Here is a 17,461-nt window from a genome sequence, read left to right as displayed (position 1 = left end):
CCTACAGTGCCACGTTCAATAACTGCCCCGTTAATTGGAGCAATTGCAGTTCTGCCAGCTTGGCATCGTACTTGGCCAGGTTCTTGTTGGTCTGCGCGTTCAACAAATTGATCTGTGCCTGCCTGAACTCTATGGAGGTGATCCGGCCCAGCTGAAACTGCTCCCGGGAACGCTCAAAATTGTTTTGGTTGGTGAGCACGTTCTGTTCCTGTATCCTAAAGATCTTGAGTCTGTTCTCATAAATGGCCAGGGCATTTTCTATGTCCCGGTTCACTTCCAAGGTCACTTGTTTTTTGAGCAGTTCTTGGTTTTTCTTGGCAATTTTGGCGTTTTTTACCCGTACGGCGGTTCCGCCACCGTCAAAAAGGTTCCAGGTAAGACGGGCCCCCAGGCCAAAGTTACGGTCGTTGTTCACGTTTACCCCGGGAAAGAAGGCAGATGGTGCGTTCTGGTTCAAGTTCCACCCATAAAACCCATTGAGGTCCAGAACGGGCAGGTACCCGGAACGGCTCACTTTGATGTCATAGGCATTGATGGCCAGGTTCCTTTCGGTCTGCATGATGGCCACATTGTTCAGGGTGGCCTGGTCCACATAATCTTCCAACAACAGTTTTGGGATAAAGCTGATCAGGGTATCCACGGCAAAGCGCTCATTCAGGTTCTGGGCCAACACCACGTTAAGATCGCGTTTGGCATTGGCCAATTGTTGTTCGGTGTTGAGCAGGTTAATACTGTCATTGGTCACATCCACTTGGGCGTTTAAAATATCCAATTTGGTATTTTGCCCGTACTCAAAGGCGTATTCCGATCGGGTTATCCGTCTCTTGGAAATTTCCAGTGCCTGTTGCTGCACCTTTTTGTTCTCGGTGAGCCTGGCAATCTCAAAATAGACACTGAACATCTGTATCATGGTGTTCTCTATGGTTTCCCTTGCCTGCAGACTGGTGAGCTGGTACTGCTCTTTCAGACGCTTGTAGTTGTACCATCTGCCCAGGCCATCAAAAAGGGTGTAGTTGGCCGTAAGGGCGGCATTGTAGCGTTGTGCCTCTGCCTTGTACAGGCTGGTGTTGGGTCTTGGAACGGGGTTGCCGTCATCGTCCAACAACGGGCCTCCGGTATCGGGGTCACGCGCAAACTGGCCGGGAAACTCAAAGGTACTGTCGTCCCGTTGGTAGTTGGCCCCGGCGTTTCCGGTAAGGTTGGGCAAAAAGCCACTGTTTAGCAGGGAGCTGTTGTTCTCTGCAATGAGCACATCGTTCTTGGCCACCTGGATGCCAAAATTGTTTTCCAGGGCCAGGGCAAAGGCTTCGCTTTTGGACAACAGCCTGTCTTGGGCCCACAGGCCCGTGCCGCACATAAGTACCGTAAGGGGGAACAGCAACACTCTACTCATTGTATTGTTTTTGTTCGGTTTCAATATTGCGGACCGTTCCGTTGGATCGGCCGTTCCATTGCCCATTGCCCACAGTGCCCTGTTGCAACAGGCCCTCCAGGTGTTCTTTTTCATTTTGCTCCTTAATGGCGCGCTCCACGGACTCTTTTTGCACCTTAAGGCCTTTTGCCAGGAACAGGTTGTTCATTTTCAGGTAGTTGCTAAAAGAAAGGAACAAGGGCAGCATTAACAGGGTAAGCACCGTGGCAATGCCAATGCCATAGGATATGGAGATGGCCATGGGCTTCAAGAATTGGGCCTGTCTGCTGGTCTCCAACAACAAGGGTGCAAGGCCCGCTATGGTGGTTATGGAGGTAAGGAATATGGCACGGAAACGCGATTTTCCCGCTTCCAAAAGGGCCGCATCGAAGGTCATTCCTTCCTTGAGGTTGGTATTGAACCTGCCTATGAGCACCAGGCCATCGTTCACCATGATCCCTATTAGGGCAATGATTCCCAAGAGCGACAGTACATTGATGGGGAAATCATGTATCCAATGGCCCCAGGCAATGGCAATGAAACTAAAGGGAACCAGCAGGAGCAGCATCAAGGGCTGGCTAAAGCTCCTGAAGGTAAAGGCAATGACAATGTATATGAGCAGCAGTACCGATAGGCCCACCACTTTCAAGGAACCGGTGAGCTTGGCCAATTCCCTGTTCTGACCTTCATAGGAGGCGCTCACGGTGGGGTATTTGGACTGTATCTCCGGCATGATCACGTTCTGTATTTCTGCCATGATATCGGTAGGGCTGTCCTTTACGTCCCTTAGGTCTGCGGAGATCTGGATCTCGCGACGGCCTTCCAGTCGGTTTATGGCCACGTCTCCCCGGGCTATGGTGTAGTCGGCTATCTCCTTTAGGGGCACCCGATCCCCGGTGGGGGTAACAATGCGCATGTCATCCAAACTGGAAATGGAGGAACGGTTCTCCCGATCATAGCGCACCCACACCCGTATCTCGTCCTGGGAGCGCTGAAAGCGTTGGGCCTGCACCCCAAAGAAGCCCGCCCGTACCTGGTTCATCACGGTCCTCAGGTCCAGCCCCAACAAATAGGCCTTGTCCTTGAGGGTAAGCCGTATTTCCTTGATGCCCGCGGGATCATTGTCCGCAATATCCTTTAACCTGGAATTGTCCTGCAGGATCTCCTTCAATTCCTTTTTGGCCGCCTTGAGCTCACCGATGTTATTGCCCAAGAGCGACACGGAGACGGGGGATCCGCCAAAGTTGCCCCCGGAGCCGTAGATCAGACTTTCCACGCCCACCACGGGGCCCACCAATTCTTCCAGTCTGGAGGTGATCAGGTTGGAAGCAATGGCATCCGGACGCTCCTCTCCCGGCAATAAGTTAATGGTCAGGGTGGCAGAGGAAGACCCGGATCCCAGTTGCCTAATGGTATTCTCGAAGAGGACCTTGTCCGTTCCCGATAGATATTTTTCCGTGAGCTCCTCGTTAACGATCAGGGACTTTTCCTCGATCAAGGAGATAATGGAATCGGTAATGCGCTCATTGGTGCCATTGGGCATCAGGAGCTGTACCTGCACCCGATCGCTGGCAATTCTGGGGAAAAAGGCCGTTCTGATGATGCCTCCGCCCACGGAACCCACGGTGAGGATCAGCGCCAGGGCAAAGATGCTAAAGGTGAACACCTTGTAGCGCATGGCGAATTTCAGGGTGGGGGCATAGAGCTTGTCCCGGTTCCAGACCATAAAACGATCGCCCCATTCGTTGATGCCCCTGAGCTTGGCAAACAGGCCTTCCTTGGTTTTCTCGCTTTGGGGCTGCAAGGCCTTGGAATGGGCCAGGTGGGCCGGAAGGATGATCAGTGCCTCAATGAGGGAAATGCCCAGGGTGAGCATCACGATCACGGACACCTCGCCAAAGAACTCCCCGATCCTACTGTCCAAAAAGAGGAAAATGGAAAAGGCCAAAATGGTGGTGGTAATGGCCGAAATGATGGGCGGGAGCACCTCCATGGTACCATCTACCGCGGCCCTGACGGGCGATTTTCCCTTTTCGTAATGCTGGTAGATGTTCTCTGCGATGACAATGCCATCGTCCACCAGGATACCGATCACAATGATCATCCCAAAGAGGGACAGCACGTTGATGGTAACGCTGAAAAAGCCGGCAAAAATGAACATGCCCAGAAACGAGATCGGCAGTCCGAATGCCACCCAAAATGCCAAACGGGTGTTCAGGAAAAGGGACAGGAAAATGAGCACCAAAATCATTCCCATAATGGCATTTTCCGTAAGGAGCTGGGTTCGTTGCACCAGGGTGGTGCTCAGATCGGAAACCACATCCAAGGTAACATTGGAGTATTTTTGGTTAAAGTCCTCAATGTACTCCTTTACGTTTTCGGCAGATCCAATGAGGTCCTCGGTATTGGTACTGGTGATGGTGGTGGTCACCGATAGGTTGCCGTTAAAGTAGGTGGCATTGGGGTTTTCTGCAAAACGGTCCCTTACCACGGCCACGTCCTTGAGCCGCACCGTGCCCCCGGAGACGTCTGCCTTTACGATCAAATTGGAAAGTTCCTGCCCGTAATAGGATCGGTTGTTGGCCCTGATCAGGTATTCCTCGGCATCGGTCTTGATGTTTCCCCCGGTGACCAGGATATTGGCATTGCCCACGGCCTGGGCCACTTCGGTAAAGGTAACGCCATAGGCCAGCAAGCTGTTCTCGTTCACCGCGATCTCTATCTCCTCTTGTGGAAATCCGGATATCTCTATCTGTGAAATGCCGTCAATGGCCCTGAGGTCATTCTCAATTTGCCGGCCCACGCTCTTCAAGGTGGCCAAGGGGATGTCTTCCCCACTGATGGCAAAGGAGATGGTCTGCCTTACGGATTCCTGTTTGGAGACGATCAAGGGCTCAATTCCCGTGGGAAAGGTGGGCACTCGGTCCACGGCGTTCTTTACCTCCAAGAGCATAAAGTCTATGTCCCGTCCCTTTTCTATCTCCACATTGATGGTGCCCGTATTCTCGCTGGAGGTGGATGTGACCCGATCCACCCCCTCAAGGCCCTTGAGGTTGTCCTCTATCTTAAGGACAATGCCCTCTTCCACCTCCTGTGGGGAGGCCCCGGGATAGGTAATGGCCACATTGATGATCTTGGTATCCGTGAGGGGGAAGAAAGAGGAGTTCAGGGACTTGGCCCCCACTATGCCAAAGAGGACAAAGGCAATGATGATCACGTTCACCGCAACGTGGTACCGGATAAAGTATTCAATAAGTTTGCGCATTATCCTTGGGGCTTGTCGGTTTCTGCTTCATATACTTTCACGGCCATTCCGGTGTAGGCCCCGATCAGGGGCTTGGCCATAATGGTGACCCCGTCCGGGACGTCTTTCAAGACTACCCGCTTGTCCGAAAAGTACACGGGGCGTACATTGATCATGTCCAGCACGGAATCCCGCACCACAAAGATCTTGTTATCTTCCAAGAGCAAACTTCGATCCACCTCTATGGCATTCTCCTCGTTGCGGGCATCCAGATTGGCCTCCAGGTACATGCCTTCGCGCAAATTGCTGTTGGCCACCTCAATGTACGCCTTTATGGTCTGTGTGGCCTGGTCCACCCGGCCATTGATACGGGTCACTTTGCCCTGATAGGCCTTGTTGTCGTTCAGATCCGTCAACGCCACGGACTCCCCCACTTTTAACAGATCCGAGTAGGTCTTACTCACGGACACCTCCAGTTCATAGACACCGGGCCTAATGAATTCCCCCAGCTTTTGGCCAGACCGCACCAAGGTGCCCTCGGTGACCAGGGCCTCGGTGAGCAGCCCCGTAAAGGGGGCGGGTATGCGGTATTTCACCAGGCGCTGTTCCAAATTCTTGACGTTGTAGTAACTGGTAAGGATACCGCGGCCAGAGATAAAAAACCGTTCTTTCTCAGAGCTCATTTCCGGTAGGGCCGGGGTGCTCTTGGCCATATCAAACCCTTCCAGGTATGCGGCCCATTTGGGGTACATCTCCGGATAGTCCAACCTAAGATCCGGCATGATCGAGGTGATCTCATTGTACAGGTTGCTTTTCGCCGAGCGTACACTGGCCGCGTATTCCGAGGCGTCTATGTCTATAATGGTCTCTCCCTTGCTGTAAGACTGTCCTTCCTTGAAGAGCTTGCTGCCATTTTTAAAAACGCCCTGGACTTCGGCAAAAAGCTCCACGCGCTGCTTGGCCTCCAGATTTCCATTGGCCTTCACCACTATGGGCACGGTACGGTTCTGCACCACTTCGGCGAACACGGTTTTCACCACTTTTTCAGATCTGGGCTTAAAGGTCTTTTTGCTGTCAATGATCTGCTTGGCCAAAAACAGGCCCGCAATGATCAAGGCAAAGCCCAAAATTGTAAACAATACTTTTCTCATCCCTTATTCCATTGGTTGTGCATTCTTGTGCGCTTGTGCAAAATTATCCTGTATTTTCTCCAAGGTACTGATCAGGTGGGCCTTCTGTTCTGCCCCAATGCCCTTTTCCATGGTGGCCATGATCTTGGCAAGCACCGGCATCGCGGCCAACAGCACCTGCCGCCCCCGGGGCGTTAAGAACACCCTTTTGTTCCTTTTGTCCGCACGGCCCTTGCGCCGCTTCACATAATCCTTGTTCTCCATCTTGGACAGCAGCCTGGCCAGTGAAGATTTGTCGCGCAAGATAAGGGCGGCCAGTTCGCCCTGGGTCATGCCATCTTGCCGGGAAAGCTGCTTTAAAACAATCATCTGCTCTTTGGTAATGTCCATCTCATGCGCATCAAAAACCTCTTGGACATATTGGTCCGCGATTTTTATGGTGCGCCCCAGGCAAGGGCCCAAAGAGGAATCAAAATCTGATTTAAAGTGCTCCATATGAAGGCGCGAAACTAACCAAAACCAAATTGGTTGCATATGCAACCAATGTTAAAAGTTTCATAAATTGACCCGGTTGGATGCTTGGCACTCCAACCCGCTCCCTTGCCCTAGACATTGCTATTCCCTGAAAACATGTTACGCGCTGCACATCAATGCCCTGTTCCCCAAGGGTATGCCACGGGCACCGGCCCACAGAGACGGATTGCTGCTGCCAGGGCGAAAAAAAACGGCAAGGGGAGGCTTAATCGGCATCTTTGGGGACAGCCCTTCCTGACCCGAAGCCTTTGGGCAATGTACCGTGCCGGCATCGTATTGGGAACCGGGGCACAGGGCAATGGAAAAAAGGCCACCATACGCCGGTGCGGTGCAGTTCCAAGGCCACGCGGCCCTGCCCATGCAGCACGGCACAGCACCCTAAAAAAGAAAGGGAACCGATGAAGAAAAGAAACGAAAGTGGTGAGTGGACTTAGTTTTTATCTTCCTCAAAGCTGTTGGTGGCCATTCTTGTTCGGCCCTGCCGCAACTCATTCAGCTGAAAATTGAGCAGGGTATCATCACTCTCAAAAACAGCGATACCTGCCGAAGGGCTCATGGCCCAAGTTCCCAGGGAAGAAAAATTGTTTCCCTGTACGTGCACCAATTGTAACTTTTCCAAGGTCAACAAACCGTCTGGGAGCGCCCCCTCAAAACCGTTGTGGGAGATGATCACTTCCCTAAGATTTTCCAATTGGGAAAAATCTACCTCTATTTGCCCGGAGAACTTGTTTCCAAAAACTTCCAACTGTTCCAAGTGCTTCAATTTGGCAAGGCCCTGGGGCAGGGATCCACTGAGGTAATTACTGGATAGGTTAAGTACGCGAAGTTGGGTGGCATCGCCAATTCCGTTGGGTATGCCCCCTTCCAGTTTATTGTTGAAGAGCACGAGTTTCCGCAAGCTGTTGCACTGTGAAAAGTCATTGGGCAAGGTGCCCTTGAGCTTGTTCATTTCCAGTTGCACCACCCTGAGACGGGGCAGCTGAAAGAGGTCTTTTGGAATGGTCCCGTGAAGTTCGTTAAAGGCCAGGTTAAGCACCTCCAAGTGCCCCAGTTGGGCCAAATGCTCCGAAAGCTTGCCCTTTAGTCCGTTATTGTGGAGCACCAATTGGGTCACATGGCCATTCTTCACCGTTACCCCATGCCAAGAGGCAACATTGGCCTGCAAGTCCCAGTTATGGGTCCAGGACCCGCCTGCAGTTTCCTGATAAAAGTTCTTGAGGGCCTCTTTTTCGGCCAAGGGTACCTGTTGTGCTGCGATGGGCGCGGTGAGCACAAAGAAAACAAGTGCCAGAAGAAAAAAGGGAAACAGGGGGTGTTCATTGTTGTGGGCCATAACGAATGGGCTAGGTTAACTATTGTTGCCAAGACTTGGGGCGTCTTTTGCACTTATCAATAACGAAAAAATTGCCCTTTTATGATACCTTGACCCATAAAAACAAAAAGGAGCGCACAAAGCGCTCCCCTTTTCACCAAACTAACCAAAAAGTATAAACCACATCACTCCTCAATATCATCCTCGAACTTGGTATCTGCCATACGGGTCTTGTCCAATTTTATGTCCTTGAACTTATTCTTTGCATCTTCCCTATCATAGTCGAACACCAGGTAATCCCTGTTTTGCAGAAGTTCCAGGTTCTTGAAGGAATTGAATTTATTGTTCTGTATCTGCAAGATCTCCAGACTGGCCAGCTGCCCAAACTCTGCGGGAATATCCCCGTTGAGCTCGTTGTTGGCCAATACCAGTTCCCTTAACCCCTTTAGCTGCCCCATGGTGGCGGGCAGGGATCCTTGGAGGGCGTTCTGGAAGAGGCCCAGGACCTCCAATTTGGCCAAGTTGCCCAGGGAGGGCGGTATGCCACCTTCAAAAGCATTGCTGGAAAGGTTCAAAATCCTTAACTCCTTTAAATTGCCGAGGGCCTCGGGCAAGGTGCCCGATAAAAAATTGTTGAAGGCCGAAAGCTCCTTGAGCCGGTTTAAGCTTCCCAGTTCTTGTGGCAAAGGACCCATAAGCCGGTTCATCTCCAACTTCAGCACCTGTAGCTGGGCCAAATGCGCCAGGGCATCCGGTATTTCTCCCGTAAGGGCATTGAAGGCCAGGTTCAGCACTTCCAAATGTTCCAGGTCTGCCAATTGCTCCGGGATGGGCCCCATAAGATTGTTGTTAAAAAGGTCCAGTGCCACCACCTTGCCCTCTTTCACCGTAACACCATGCCATTGCGACACCGGTGCCCTTACATCCCACTTGCGAACCCAATGGCGTCCATTGGTGCTCTCGTATAGGCTCACCAGTGCCCGTTTTTCCTTTTTGGATACTTGTTTGGCCTGTAGGGGCTGAACAAAAAACGCAACCGAACAAAGAAGGAGAACAATTTTTTTCATCTGTTGATATTTATTTGTTTTTTTAAGGTAAGACCTGCCCGTTCCGTTTCAGGCGGGTGTAATTCGCCAATCAACATTTCGGTTGGTATCCCGCAATGCCATGGCTCATTTCATACGATTATAGGGTTAAGAAAACAATAATTATAAGAATTATCTTACAAATTTAGTATTACAACGCTAAACCGCACTAAATAATCGGCAAACAGCCTCGGAATGTTGTGAAAAGCCCCTAAACCGTTGCGAAAGGTCGTTTCAATGTGACGAAGTGGGATGGCCGGGGTTTTCCGTCCCGTGGGGCGCTATTTGGCCTCTAGGACCTCCAAGGTCTCGGTAAGCTCTGCCCAGGAGGACATCAAGGCTTCCAAAGACTTCTTCTTGCCGTGGTAGCCGTCAAAGAAATTGGGCTGGGCAATGGTGGCATCATAGTCCACCAACAATTCGTGGTCCATTTTTTTGATCTCCTTTTCCAATTGGGCAATCTTGCTCTCCACTGAACTCAATTTGTTCTTGAGGCTCTTTAGTTTCTTCTGTTCTTTGAAACTGCCCCCGGTGGAGGTCTTCTTCTCCTTTGCCCTGGTGTCCTGTTTTTTCTCAATGGCCCTAAAATCTGCCGCCTTGCGCTCTTCCAAGTAGTAGGAGATGTCTCCCAGGTATTCCTTTATTTTCCTGTCCTTGAATTCATAGACCTTATTGGTAAGGCCTTCCAAAAAGTCGCGATCGTGGGACACCACGATCAAGGTGCCCTCAAAATTCTTCAAGGCCTCTTTGAGCACGTTCTTGGATTTGATGTCCAAATGGTTGGTGGGCTCGTCCATGACCAGCACATTAAAGGGCTGCAACAACATCTTGGCCAAGGCCAAACGGTTGCGTTCCCCACCGGAAAGGACCTTTACGTACTTTTCCACCTCGTCTCCACGAAAGAGGAAAGAGCCCAAAATATCGCGCACCTTGCTGCGGTTCTTTTCGTTCGCGGCATCGATCATCGTGTCCAAAATGGTCTTGTTGCCATCCAAATATTCGGCCTGGTTTTGGGCAAAATACCCGATCTGCACGTTGTGCCCCAGTTTCAGTTCGCCCTCGTGCGCCAATTCCCCGATGATGATCTTGGCCAAGGTGGACTTTCCCTGCCCGTTTTGCCCCACAAAGGCCGTCTTGCTGTCTCGCTCAATGAGCAGGTCTATGTGCTCCAATACCAAATGATCTCCGTAACGTTTGGTAAGCCCTTCCATGGCCACCACCACCTTGCCCGGCGTGACCGAGACGGGAAAGCGAAGGCTCATGACACTGGTATCGTCCTCATCCACCTCAATGCGGTCCATTCGGTCCAACTTTTTAATGAGGGATTGTGCCATGGAGGCCTTGGTGGATTTGGCCCTGAACTTTTCAATGAGGCGCTCTGCCTGCTGGATCTCCCGCTCTTGGTTCTTCTGTGCGTTCAGCTGTTGTTGTTTTATCTCGTGCCGTAGCACCAAATATTGGCTGTAGGGCTTGTTGTAGTCGTAAATGCGCCCCAGGGAGATCTCTATGGTGCGGTTGGTAACGTTGTCCAAGAACATCTTGTCATGGGAAACAATGACCACCGCGCCGGTATAATTGTTCAAAAATTGTTCAAACCAAAGGATGGACTCTATGTCCAAATGGTTGGTGGGCTCGTCCAGGAGCAGCACATCATTGTTCTGTAACAATAGTTTGGCCAACTCTATGCGCATGCGCCATCCACCGGAAAAGGTCTCGGTGCGCTTGTTGAAATCCTTTCTGGTGAAGCCCAGCCCCAAGAGGATCTTTTCCGTCTCGCCCTGATAGTTGTAGCCCCCTAGAATTTCATATTGGTGGGTTACGTCACTGAGGTCCACCATAAGTTGGTTGTACCCTTCGCTCTCATAGTCCGTGCGTTCTGCCAATTGTTGATTGATGTGCTCCAAGCGGGACTCCAATTTCTTGAGCGCCCCAAAGGCCTGGTAGCTCTCCTCCAACACCGTGCGGCCCATCTCAAAATCTATGTCCTGTCTTAAGAAGCCGATCTTGATCTCCTTTTCCATGGCAATGGTTCCGGAATCCACCGGCATGTCCTTGGCCAAGAGTTTCAGCAAGGTGGACTTTCCCGCCCCGTTCTTGCCCACAAGCCCTACCCGGTTGCCCGCATTGAGCCTAAAGGAGATCTCATGGAACAGATACTCGCCCCCAAAGGAAACGGAAAGGTTATGAATGTTTAGCATACCTGTAATTTACTGCTTTTCAAAAGGGTTTTGTTGCCTGCCGCAGTGACAACATTAAAGTTTCAATGGCACCGAATGCCTGATATATTTGCTAACTTTACACAAAGATGTGCAAATGTTAAAAAAAGGAAACAAACTCTACAGTGTTTTAACAGGAACTTGCCCCAAATGCCATGGGGAAAGCATGTACGCGAACCCCAACCCCTACTATTTGGGGGCTGTTTACAAGATGCATGAGCGCTGCTCCATCTGTAACACCAAATACAAGATGGAACCCTCTTTCTTTTATGGTGCCATGTACGTAAGTTATGGATTGGGTGTGGCCTTTTCAGTGGCCGCCTTTATCATCAGCTTCGTTTTTTTTGGATCCGGGATGATCACCGCCTTCATTGCCATTGTCATGACCCTGATTCTTTTTATGCCGCTGATCATGCGGCTGGCGCGCAACATTTGGATCAATTTCTTCATTAACTATGACCCCAGTGCGGCCCAACAAGGGGCTTGAGCCAATTGTTGGAAAGACATCCAACCCATGGCCCTGGGCCCTTTGCTGTTTAGGGCTCCGTTTCCGGGTAGGAATTGGCATACCTCTTCACGTCCACTTCCGGACTCAAGGGACTGCCCTTCTCAATGTGCCCGTACAACCGCTGCGCCGCCCAAGGGGCCGTGGTTAGGCCGTGCGAGCCAAAGCCATTGAGCGTCCAGACCCGTTCGTGCACCGGGTGCCTGCCCACCAAAGGCCTACGGTCTGCAACGGTGGGGCGCACACCGGCCACGTGGTTAACCACGGAAAAAGAACAGTTGATCACCTCTTGCAGCTGTGACAACAGTTTTTCCCTGCCGGGGCCCGTGGGTACATTGGTCTTGTCCGTACGGTTATAATTGGCCCCCACCTTATAGCGGTGATTGCCCAAGGGCAAAATAAAGATGGCCGATTTTATGGCGCTGCGTTCTCCCAATGCTTCCGAGGAAATGATCAAGTATTCCCCTTTTGAACCTTGCATGGGCAAATACTTAAAAAAGGGATTGCCCTTTAGTCCAAAGCCATCCGCGAACACCAGATGACGCGCTTGGACACCCTTATAGGAAAGATGATGTTGATGGATGCCCACCTGTGCATGATCAAAGTGCTCCCGCTTTAGGCACCCCATCTTCCGCAGCAGATCGGAATACGCGGCCAACATGCCTTGCGTGTCCAGACGGTGGGCGCCAAGGACCTTGCCAAAGCCCAAAGGTGCTTTGATGTACGGGTTGGCATTGGGCACCACGGTGTCGCACAGGTAAGGTCTTACACTGGGTTTTTCCGTGGCCTCGAACCAGCGGTTCTGTTCGTCCACCGAAACAAAGCGGCGCAAAATGGTCTGGGGCTCCAAGAGCGGTTGGCCCAGGGCAGTTTCCAACGATCGGTAAAACTCCAAGGCAAGGGGCAGGTGCTCCTGGGCCCTCCACGCCAGGTTGAACCGTTTTAAGATCACGGGGTTAATGAGCCCCCCGGCCACTTTGGAGGCACATTGGGAGTCATCATCAAAGACCAAAAAGGTCTTTTGCCGCGCGCGCAGCCGTTCGCAAAAGGGCACTCCGGCCAAGCCCAGGCCCACCACCATATAGTCCAACATACCACAAAGGTATTCAAATCCCGGCTACGGCCCCAAACGAAATGGATAGGGATCCAGGGAGGGACACAGGGCATTTCCCTTGCCCGGTCCGTGCAAAACAAAAAAGTCCCGGCCTTGGGCCGGGACTTTAAGTTCTTATGAATTGGAAAGCATGGGCTCAATAGGCCCACATATCCTGCTCCCTGTCCCGTATGGCCTCCTTGATTCTTTTGGCCTCCAAGAGCTGGAACAAGGCATTGTCTGCAATATAGTCCTTTACCTCACGGTCTCCGTACACATTGTCTTCCTTGTAAATGACCGCGTTGAAGCGTCTGGCGTTCAGCAGCATGTCAAAGGAAATGGGCTGTGCGGAATTCTGTTGGTTAAAGACCTTGGCCTCGTGCAAAATGCCACGGGCATCTGGGTACCAGACCCAGAAGAGCTCTACTTTGTCCGGATTCTCATCATCCAAAAAGTTAACATCTGGAGCTACCGGGGCAATGCCCAACAAACGGTACTTTAGTTCGCCCATGCGCTTATCAAAATACCACATGCCCTTTATGCGGTACTCCTCAATGAGCGAGGCATCAATCTCACGCCTGGTCACAAACTCCTCTGAGAGCTGTTCACCGGCGTTCAACTGCTCAATACCAAACTCCAGGGTATCCACGGACTGGAGGGAGGCGCTCAGGTCACTGAACTTCCTTTTCTCCGTAAAATAGGAATCGGTATAGACTTCCAGATCACCATTTTTGATGCTTTTCACCAAAACGTGGTACAGGGAGCGTCTGTCCTTACCAATGCCCATGGTATCCGTGGGGTAGTAGAGCGGAAAGTTAACGCGTTCGTCCAGGTCTATGGTTTCCCATAGGGTCTTGGACCAGAGAATGTCGCGATCGTCCACGTAAGCGTACTCCAGGGGAGCATCATTGTCCACGGCCTTTTGGGCCTCGGTGCGCACCCCGATCTCCTCGGGCTTTTTGGCATTCAGGATATTGGCCTGCGCCATCATGGACGCGGGCAATAAGCTTACGGCTCCAATGAACAAAACATTTTTCCAATTCATCTGTAATCTGTTTAAAGTAACCGGACGCTTGTTAAAACGCCCGGTATGGTTTACTTGCTCTATTAATTTGCCACCTCAATCACTATTGGGGAGACTTTTTTCAATCTGTACGATTTGTTGTTGGTAATATAGGCTTCGATATCAAAGATCTGAACCGCATCCCCACGCTTGGCGCGTTGCAGGGCAGATTTGGCCCTACTATCCAACTTGTTGCCGTTTACCTTAATGGTAGGCTGTCCGGGCACCTTGAACTTAAAGCCGCTCACGGCAAGGTTCAGGTCAAAATCAAAGTCGGGCAAGGAGGCACCAATGGTACCGATCTCAATGTTTCGCTTGGGCAAGGACAGGGTACCTGTTTGCTTGCTCAAGGAACCTTCCGGCCTTGGAATGTCCTTGATCCTAAATTCGGATTTGGAAGATACCGTTTGGCCATCGGGAAGGGTTCCAGAGGCGATAATGGTAACGGAACGTCCCTTTCCGGGGTTCATGACATACTTGCTTCCGCTCACCGCAGAGAGCCCGGGGGCATTGGCACGTACCTTGTTATTGGGTATCCCCGGTATGGAAATGCTCATGGGGTTGGCCACACCGCGATAGACCACATTCATCTTGTCTGCGGCGATCAAGGCTGCGTTTGGCTTGGAAATGGTGGCAAAGCTGTTCTTCACCGGTACTTCTATTTCCTCACCGTCCTGTTGGAAAAACAGGGTTCCGGCCACCTCGTGGTCTCCCGGGGCACCTGCTCCTATGAGCATCTTGACCCCGCCGGCCTCCAATTTGTAGTCTTTGCCCTCTGTAAGCTTTCTTCCATCCAAGGTAAGCTCGGCGCGCACCGGGGTAGCGGTGGCATCGGTCTTACTGATGATGATCTTACCGTCATACGCCTCTCCGGAGTAGTAGGCAGATTTGCTGGCCAACAGGGACGTGGCAAAGTTCTTAAGGGACACTTGATCGGACAGTTCTCCCGCCAACATGGACTTCAAGGCCGCTTCTTCGGTGGTCTTGATGTCTGCCTGCAAGGCGGTTAGCTTGGCCAAGGAGGCCACCAGGGGATACCCCTCATAGTGGTACTTGATCCATTCTTGCTTGGTACCGTCACGCTTTTCCACCTTTCCGTTCTCATCTCCCGTTTCAAAACGGTCGATCACGGAAGATTTCAAATCCTTGGGCACGATCTGGGACACTTGGTCCCTGTAGCCCGTTAGGCGATCTATAAACTCCTGGCCACCTTCAGACAAATTTTCGCCTTGAAAGAACGCTTGGTCCAAAAAGCTTGAGTTGTCCATACGGGTATAGTCCTTGGGGTCTTCTATCCCCTCCATCATACCTTGTTTTAGACCTTCCAGATAATCATAATACTCCTGCGAAAGGGTCTTTATGGTCTGTGCATCCTTGTAGATCTTTTCGTACTTCGCGGCATTTTCAGAGGCCTTGGTGCCAAGGCTTTCCAAAAAGGCGTTGTTGCTAGCGGTGGTCTTTTCATTGGAGACTTCCAGCTTCTCGTTCATGATGCCGAATGCCGCCAATACCTCTTTGCTCATGTTGAGAGCAAGCATTGCGATGAAGATCAAATACATGAGATTGATCATCTTCTGACGTGGTGTTTCTTTTCCTCCTGCCATGGTTTCTTAATTAGATTTTAATGAATAAATGATTTGGGGTTGTATAAAATCCAATTAGTTCCTGTTCATTGCGGTCAACATGCCGCCATAAACGCCATTTAGGGAAGAAAGGTTGGTGCTCAAGGAGGCCATCTGGTCCTTTAGGGCACTGGCGTTCTGTACCACTTCCTCGTTCACTGTGGCCTGCCTGCTGGCGCTCTCCAACTGTACCTTGTAAAGGCTGTTCAAAGACTCCATCTGGGCAGCGGCCTGTACCATTTCCTCAGAATATTTCTTGGTGGATTCCATTGCGTCAACGGTTGGGGCAATGCCCTTGGCGGCACCTTCAAAATTCTTGATGCTGGTACCAAGGCTCTCCATAAGGTTGGCATCCACGCCGGCCTCTTTCAAAAGGTCGTCCAATTTTTTGGACAATGAGGTCTCTGCCTCCTGTACCTCTGCCAATTGGTTGGCCTTCTGTTCCCTTGGTTGGGCCTCACCATTGGCCAACTCTGGGTACACCAGTGACCAATCCAGCTCGTCTTCCACGGGCTCAAATGCACTGATGGCAAAAATGAGGGCTTCCGTGATCAGACCGATCGCAAGGAGGACACCTCCGTTAAGGGGGCCAATTTCCCAGTGCAGGATTTTGAACAATGCACCAATGATCACTACGGACGCTCCCAGGCCGTAGGCCATGTTGAATAATTTCTTTGTTGATTTTGACTGTGCCATGATTTACTAAAATTTAAGGTTAAAATTAAGATTTGGTTTAAAAATGCTACTATTTGGTTTATTATAAAAATTTTATGAGGTTTCTTAACGTTTATTGGGTGGTATCTTCCTCGCCCATATAATCCTGTACGGTTCTGAAGCCAATGTAACTACGGGCAGAATCTGCATACTCATAATCCCTGGTGCTCACTTGTAGGAAGTAGGCCACATCTTTCCAAGAACCACCGCGGATCACCTTTCTGGTATTGCTTTGGTCGCCGCCGTTGGGGTTCATGGTGGATACATATTCATACGCACTTGGATCGTAGCTGCTATTGGTCCATTCCGCCACGTTCCCCGCCATATTGTATAGGTTAAAATCGTTGGGTTCGTAAGACTTGGCCTCCACGGTGTAGAGGGCCGCATCTGCTGCATAATCCCCTCGCTGTGGTTTAAAGTTGGCCATAAAGCAACCGGTGTCACTGATCACGTAGGGACCGCCCCAGGGGTAGGTGCCCCCTTCAATGCCCCCTCTGGCCGCATACTCCCATTCCGCTTCCGTGGGAAGCCTGAACTGGTTCACAAACTGCTTGCCGCGGCTCTTTTGGTCATCGTTCTTGAACTTGGTCCTCCAATGGCAAAAAGCCTTGGCCTGCTCCCAGGACACCCCTACCACGGGATAATCGCTGTAGGCATCATGCCAAAAATAATCGTTGTGCATGGGCTCGTTGTAGGAGTACTCAAAATCCTTGATCCAGACCGTGGTGTCCGGATAGATCTCCAATTCCTCGGTACGGATAAAGTCCTTTCGGCTCCCCTTGCCCTTCTTGGCCGCACGGGCCGCAGCTTGGATGTCCATCCAAGTGTACTTGTACTTCAATTTGGTCACGTCTATACTGCGTTGCCCGTTATAAGATTCTTCCTCTGGAATGTAAAGGGAGTCCATGATCTCTGTGTAATACTCATCGGGATACTCCGAAGTGTCCCAGATCAGGTCCTCGCTCTTGTTCAGGGCCCTGCCCTCGTAACCGGTTTCCCCCATGCCGGAGTAGTTGTCCAGCATATACTTGTCATAAACCGAAGATCTTGTGGTGTCCGCATCCATAAAAGCGTACTCCCCAATGCCGCCCTCCTCGGGGCCAATGCCCAGCTCATCGGCCAATATGGCCAGACGGGTGCGCACAATGGAGTCCTTTACCCACTCCACAAATTGGCGGTACTCACTGTTGGTGATCTCCGTGTCATCCATATAAAAGGACCTTACCGTAACCGTTTTGGTAGGGGCATTCAGGGCCTTGGCCTGGTCTTCCTCACTTTTTCCCATAATAAAGGAACCTCGGGGAATGAGCTCCATTCCATAAGGTTTTTCAGGGTACCATTTCTTTCCCTGGACCCCGACCAGTTCTCCCTTTGTTTTTGATCCGCAACTGGAAAACAAAAAAACAAACGCTATGGAGGATAACAATAGCTTCTTCATACTCTAGGTTAAATTTCGATTTCGGTTATAAACTGCAATTGGTTTATTCTACATGGTAAAACTACGTTTTGTACAAATTATTGTACATCCTGTT

At 51.0% G+C, this 17,461-nt stretch carries 13 protein-coding genes; 1 reads left to right on the top strand and 12 read right to left on the bottom strand.

Translation table 11 applies throughout. The annotated features are described in order from the left end of the window. Window position 1 precedes the first annotated feature (1 nt). The 7 genes from ACKWCC_RS15900 to ACKWCC_RS15870 all read right to left on the bottom strand — a co-directional run bounded on the left by ACKWCC_RS15900 (window position 2) and on the right by ACKWCC_RS15870 (window position 10,914). Window positions 2–1,393: a TolC family protein gene (locus tag ACKWCC_RS15900; protein ID WP_413996949.1), complete on the bottom strand. Its 1,392-nt coding sequence runs from the start codon at window positions 1,391–1,393 to the stop codon at window positions 2–4. Beyond that, window positions 1,386–4,676 (bottom strand): efflux RND transporter permease subunit, encoded by a 3,291-nt coding sequence (locus ACKWCC_RS15895; RefSeq protein WP_413996948.1) that lies wholly within the window; start codon window positions 4,674–4,676, stop codon window positions 1,386–1,388. Before ACKWCC_RS15895 ends, ACKWCC_RS15900 begins: the two co-directional genes overlap by 8 nt. Further along, window positions 4,676–5,806, bottom strand: a complete 1,131-nt coding sequence (locus ACKWCC_RS15890) for an efflux RND transporter periplasmic adaptor subunit (RefSeq protein WP_413996947.1) — start codon at window positions 5,804–5,806, stop codon at window positions 4,676–4,678. The genes ACKWCC_RS15895 and ACKWCC_RS15890 overlap by 1 nt, the downstream gene beginning before the upstream one ends. Window positions 5,807–5,809: 3 nt before the next feature. Beyond that, a complete protein-coding gene (locus tag ACKWCC_RS15885; protein WP_413996946.1) occupies window positions 5,810–6,280 on the bottom strand; it encodes a MarR family winged helix-turn-helix transcriptional regulator in 471 nt (156 codons plus the stop codon). Between the two features lie 469 nt (window positions 6,281–6,749). After that, complete coding sequence (locus ACKWCC_RS15880) at window positions 6,750–7,652, bottom strand: leucine-rich repeat domain-containing protein (protein ID WP_413996945.1); 903 nt, start codon at window positions 7,650–7,652, stop codon at window positions 6,750–6,752. Between the two features lie 164 nt (window positions 7,653–7,816). After that, window positions 7,817–8,698 carry a leucine-rich repeat domain-containing protein gene (locus ACKWCC_RS15875; RefSeq protein WP_413996944.1) on the bottom strand — a complete coding sequence of 294 codons (882 nt, stop codon included), beginning with the start codon at window positions 8,696–8,698 and terminating at the stop codon, window positions 7,817–7,819. A gap of 299 nt (window positions 8,699–8,997) precedes the next feature. Further along, window positions 8,998–10,914, bottom strand: a complete 1,917-nt coding sequence (locus ACKWCC_RS15870; RefSeq protein ID WP_413996943.1) for an ABC-F family ATP-binding cassette domain-containing protein — start codon at window positions 10,912–10,914, stop codon at window positions 8,998–9,000. Between the two features lie 115 nt (window positions 10,915–11,029). Here ACKWCC_RS15870 and ACKWCC_RS15865 point away from each other — a divergent pair, with 115 nt between their 5' ends. Continuing rightward, on the top strand, window positions 11,030–11,419 hold the full coding sequence (locus ACKWCC_RS15865; protein WP_413996942.1) for a DUF983 domain-containing protein: 390 nt from the start codon (window positions 11,030–11,032) through the stop codon (window positions 11,417–11,419). A 49-nt stretch (window positions 11,420–11,468) separates the two neighbouring features. Here ACKWCC_RS15865 and ACKWCC_RS15860 read toward each other — a convergent pair whose 3' ends face one another. The 5 genes from ACKWCC_RS15860 to porK all read right to left on the bottom strand — a co-directional run bounded on the left by ACKWCC_RS15860 (window position 11,469) and on the right by porK (window position 17,367). Beyond that, complete coding sequence (locus ACKWCC_RS15860) at window positions 11,469–12,530, bottom strand: NAD(P)/FAD-dependent oxidoreductase (protein WP_413996941.1); 1,062 nt, start codon at window positions 12,528–12,530, stop codon at window positions 11,469–11,471. A gap of 157 nt (window positions 12,531–12,687) precedes the next feature. After that, window positions 12,688–13,575 carry a type IX secretion system ring subunit PorN/GldN gene (gene porN / locus ACKWCC_RS15855; RefSeq protein ID WP_413996940.1) on the bottom strand — a complete coding sequence of 296 codons (888 nt, stop codon included), beginning with the start codon at window positions 13,573–13,575 and terminating at the stop codon, window positions 12,688–12,690. A 62-nt stretch (window positions 13,576–13,637) separates the two neighbouring features. After that, a complete protein-coding gene (gene porM, locus ACKWCC_RS15850; RefSeq protein ID WP_413996939.1) occupies window positions 13,638–15,197 on the bottom strand; it encodes a type IX secretion system motor protein PorM/GldM in 1,560 nt (519 codons plus the stop codon). 54 nt (window positions 15,198–15,251) lie between these two features. After that, window positions 15,252–15,911, bottom strand: a complete 660-nt coding sequence (gene porL / locus ACKWCC_RS15845) for a type IX secretion system motor protein PorL/GldL (RefSeq protein WP_413996938.1) — start codon at window positions 15,909–15,911, stop codon at window positions 15,252–15,254. A 91-nt stretch (window positions 15,912–16,002) separates the two neighbouring features. Next, a complete protein-coding gene (gene porK, locus ACKWCC_RS15840) occupies window positions 16,003–17,367 on the bottom strand; it encodes a T9SS ring complex lipoprotein PorK/GldK (protein ID WP_413996937.1) in 1,365 nt (454 codons plus the stop codon). Window positions 17,368–17,461: the final 94 nt, after the last annotated feature.

It is taken from the genome of Maribacter aquimarinus (assembly GCF_047345505.1).
Taxonomy (GTDB): domain Bacteria; phylum Bacteroidota; class Bacteroidia; order Flavobacteriales; family Flavobacteriaceae; genus Maribacter.
This window is presented reverse-complemented; position numbering and strand designations above follow the sequence as displayed.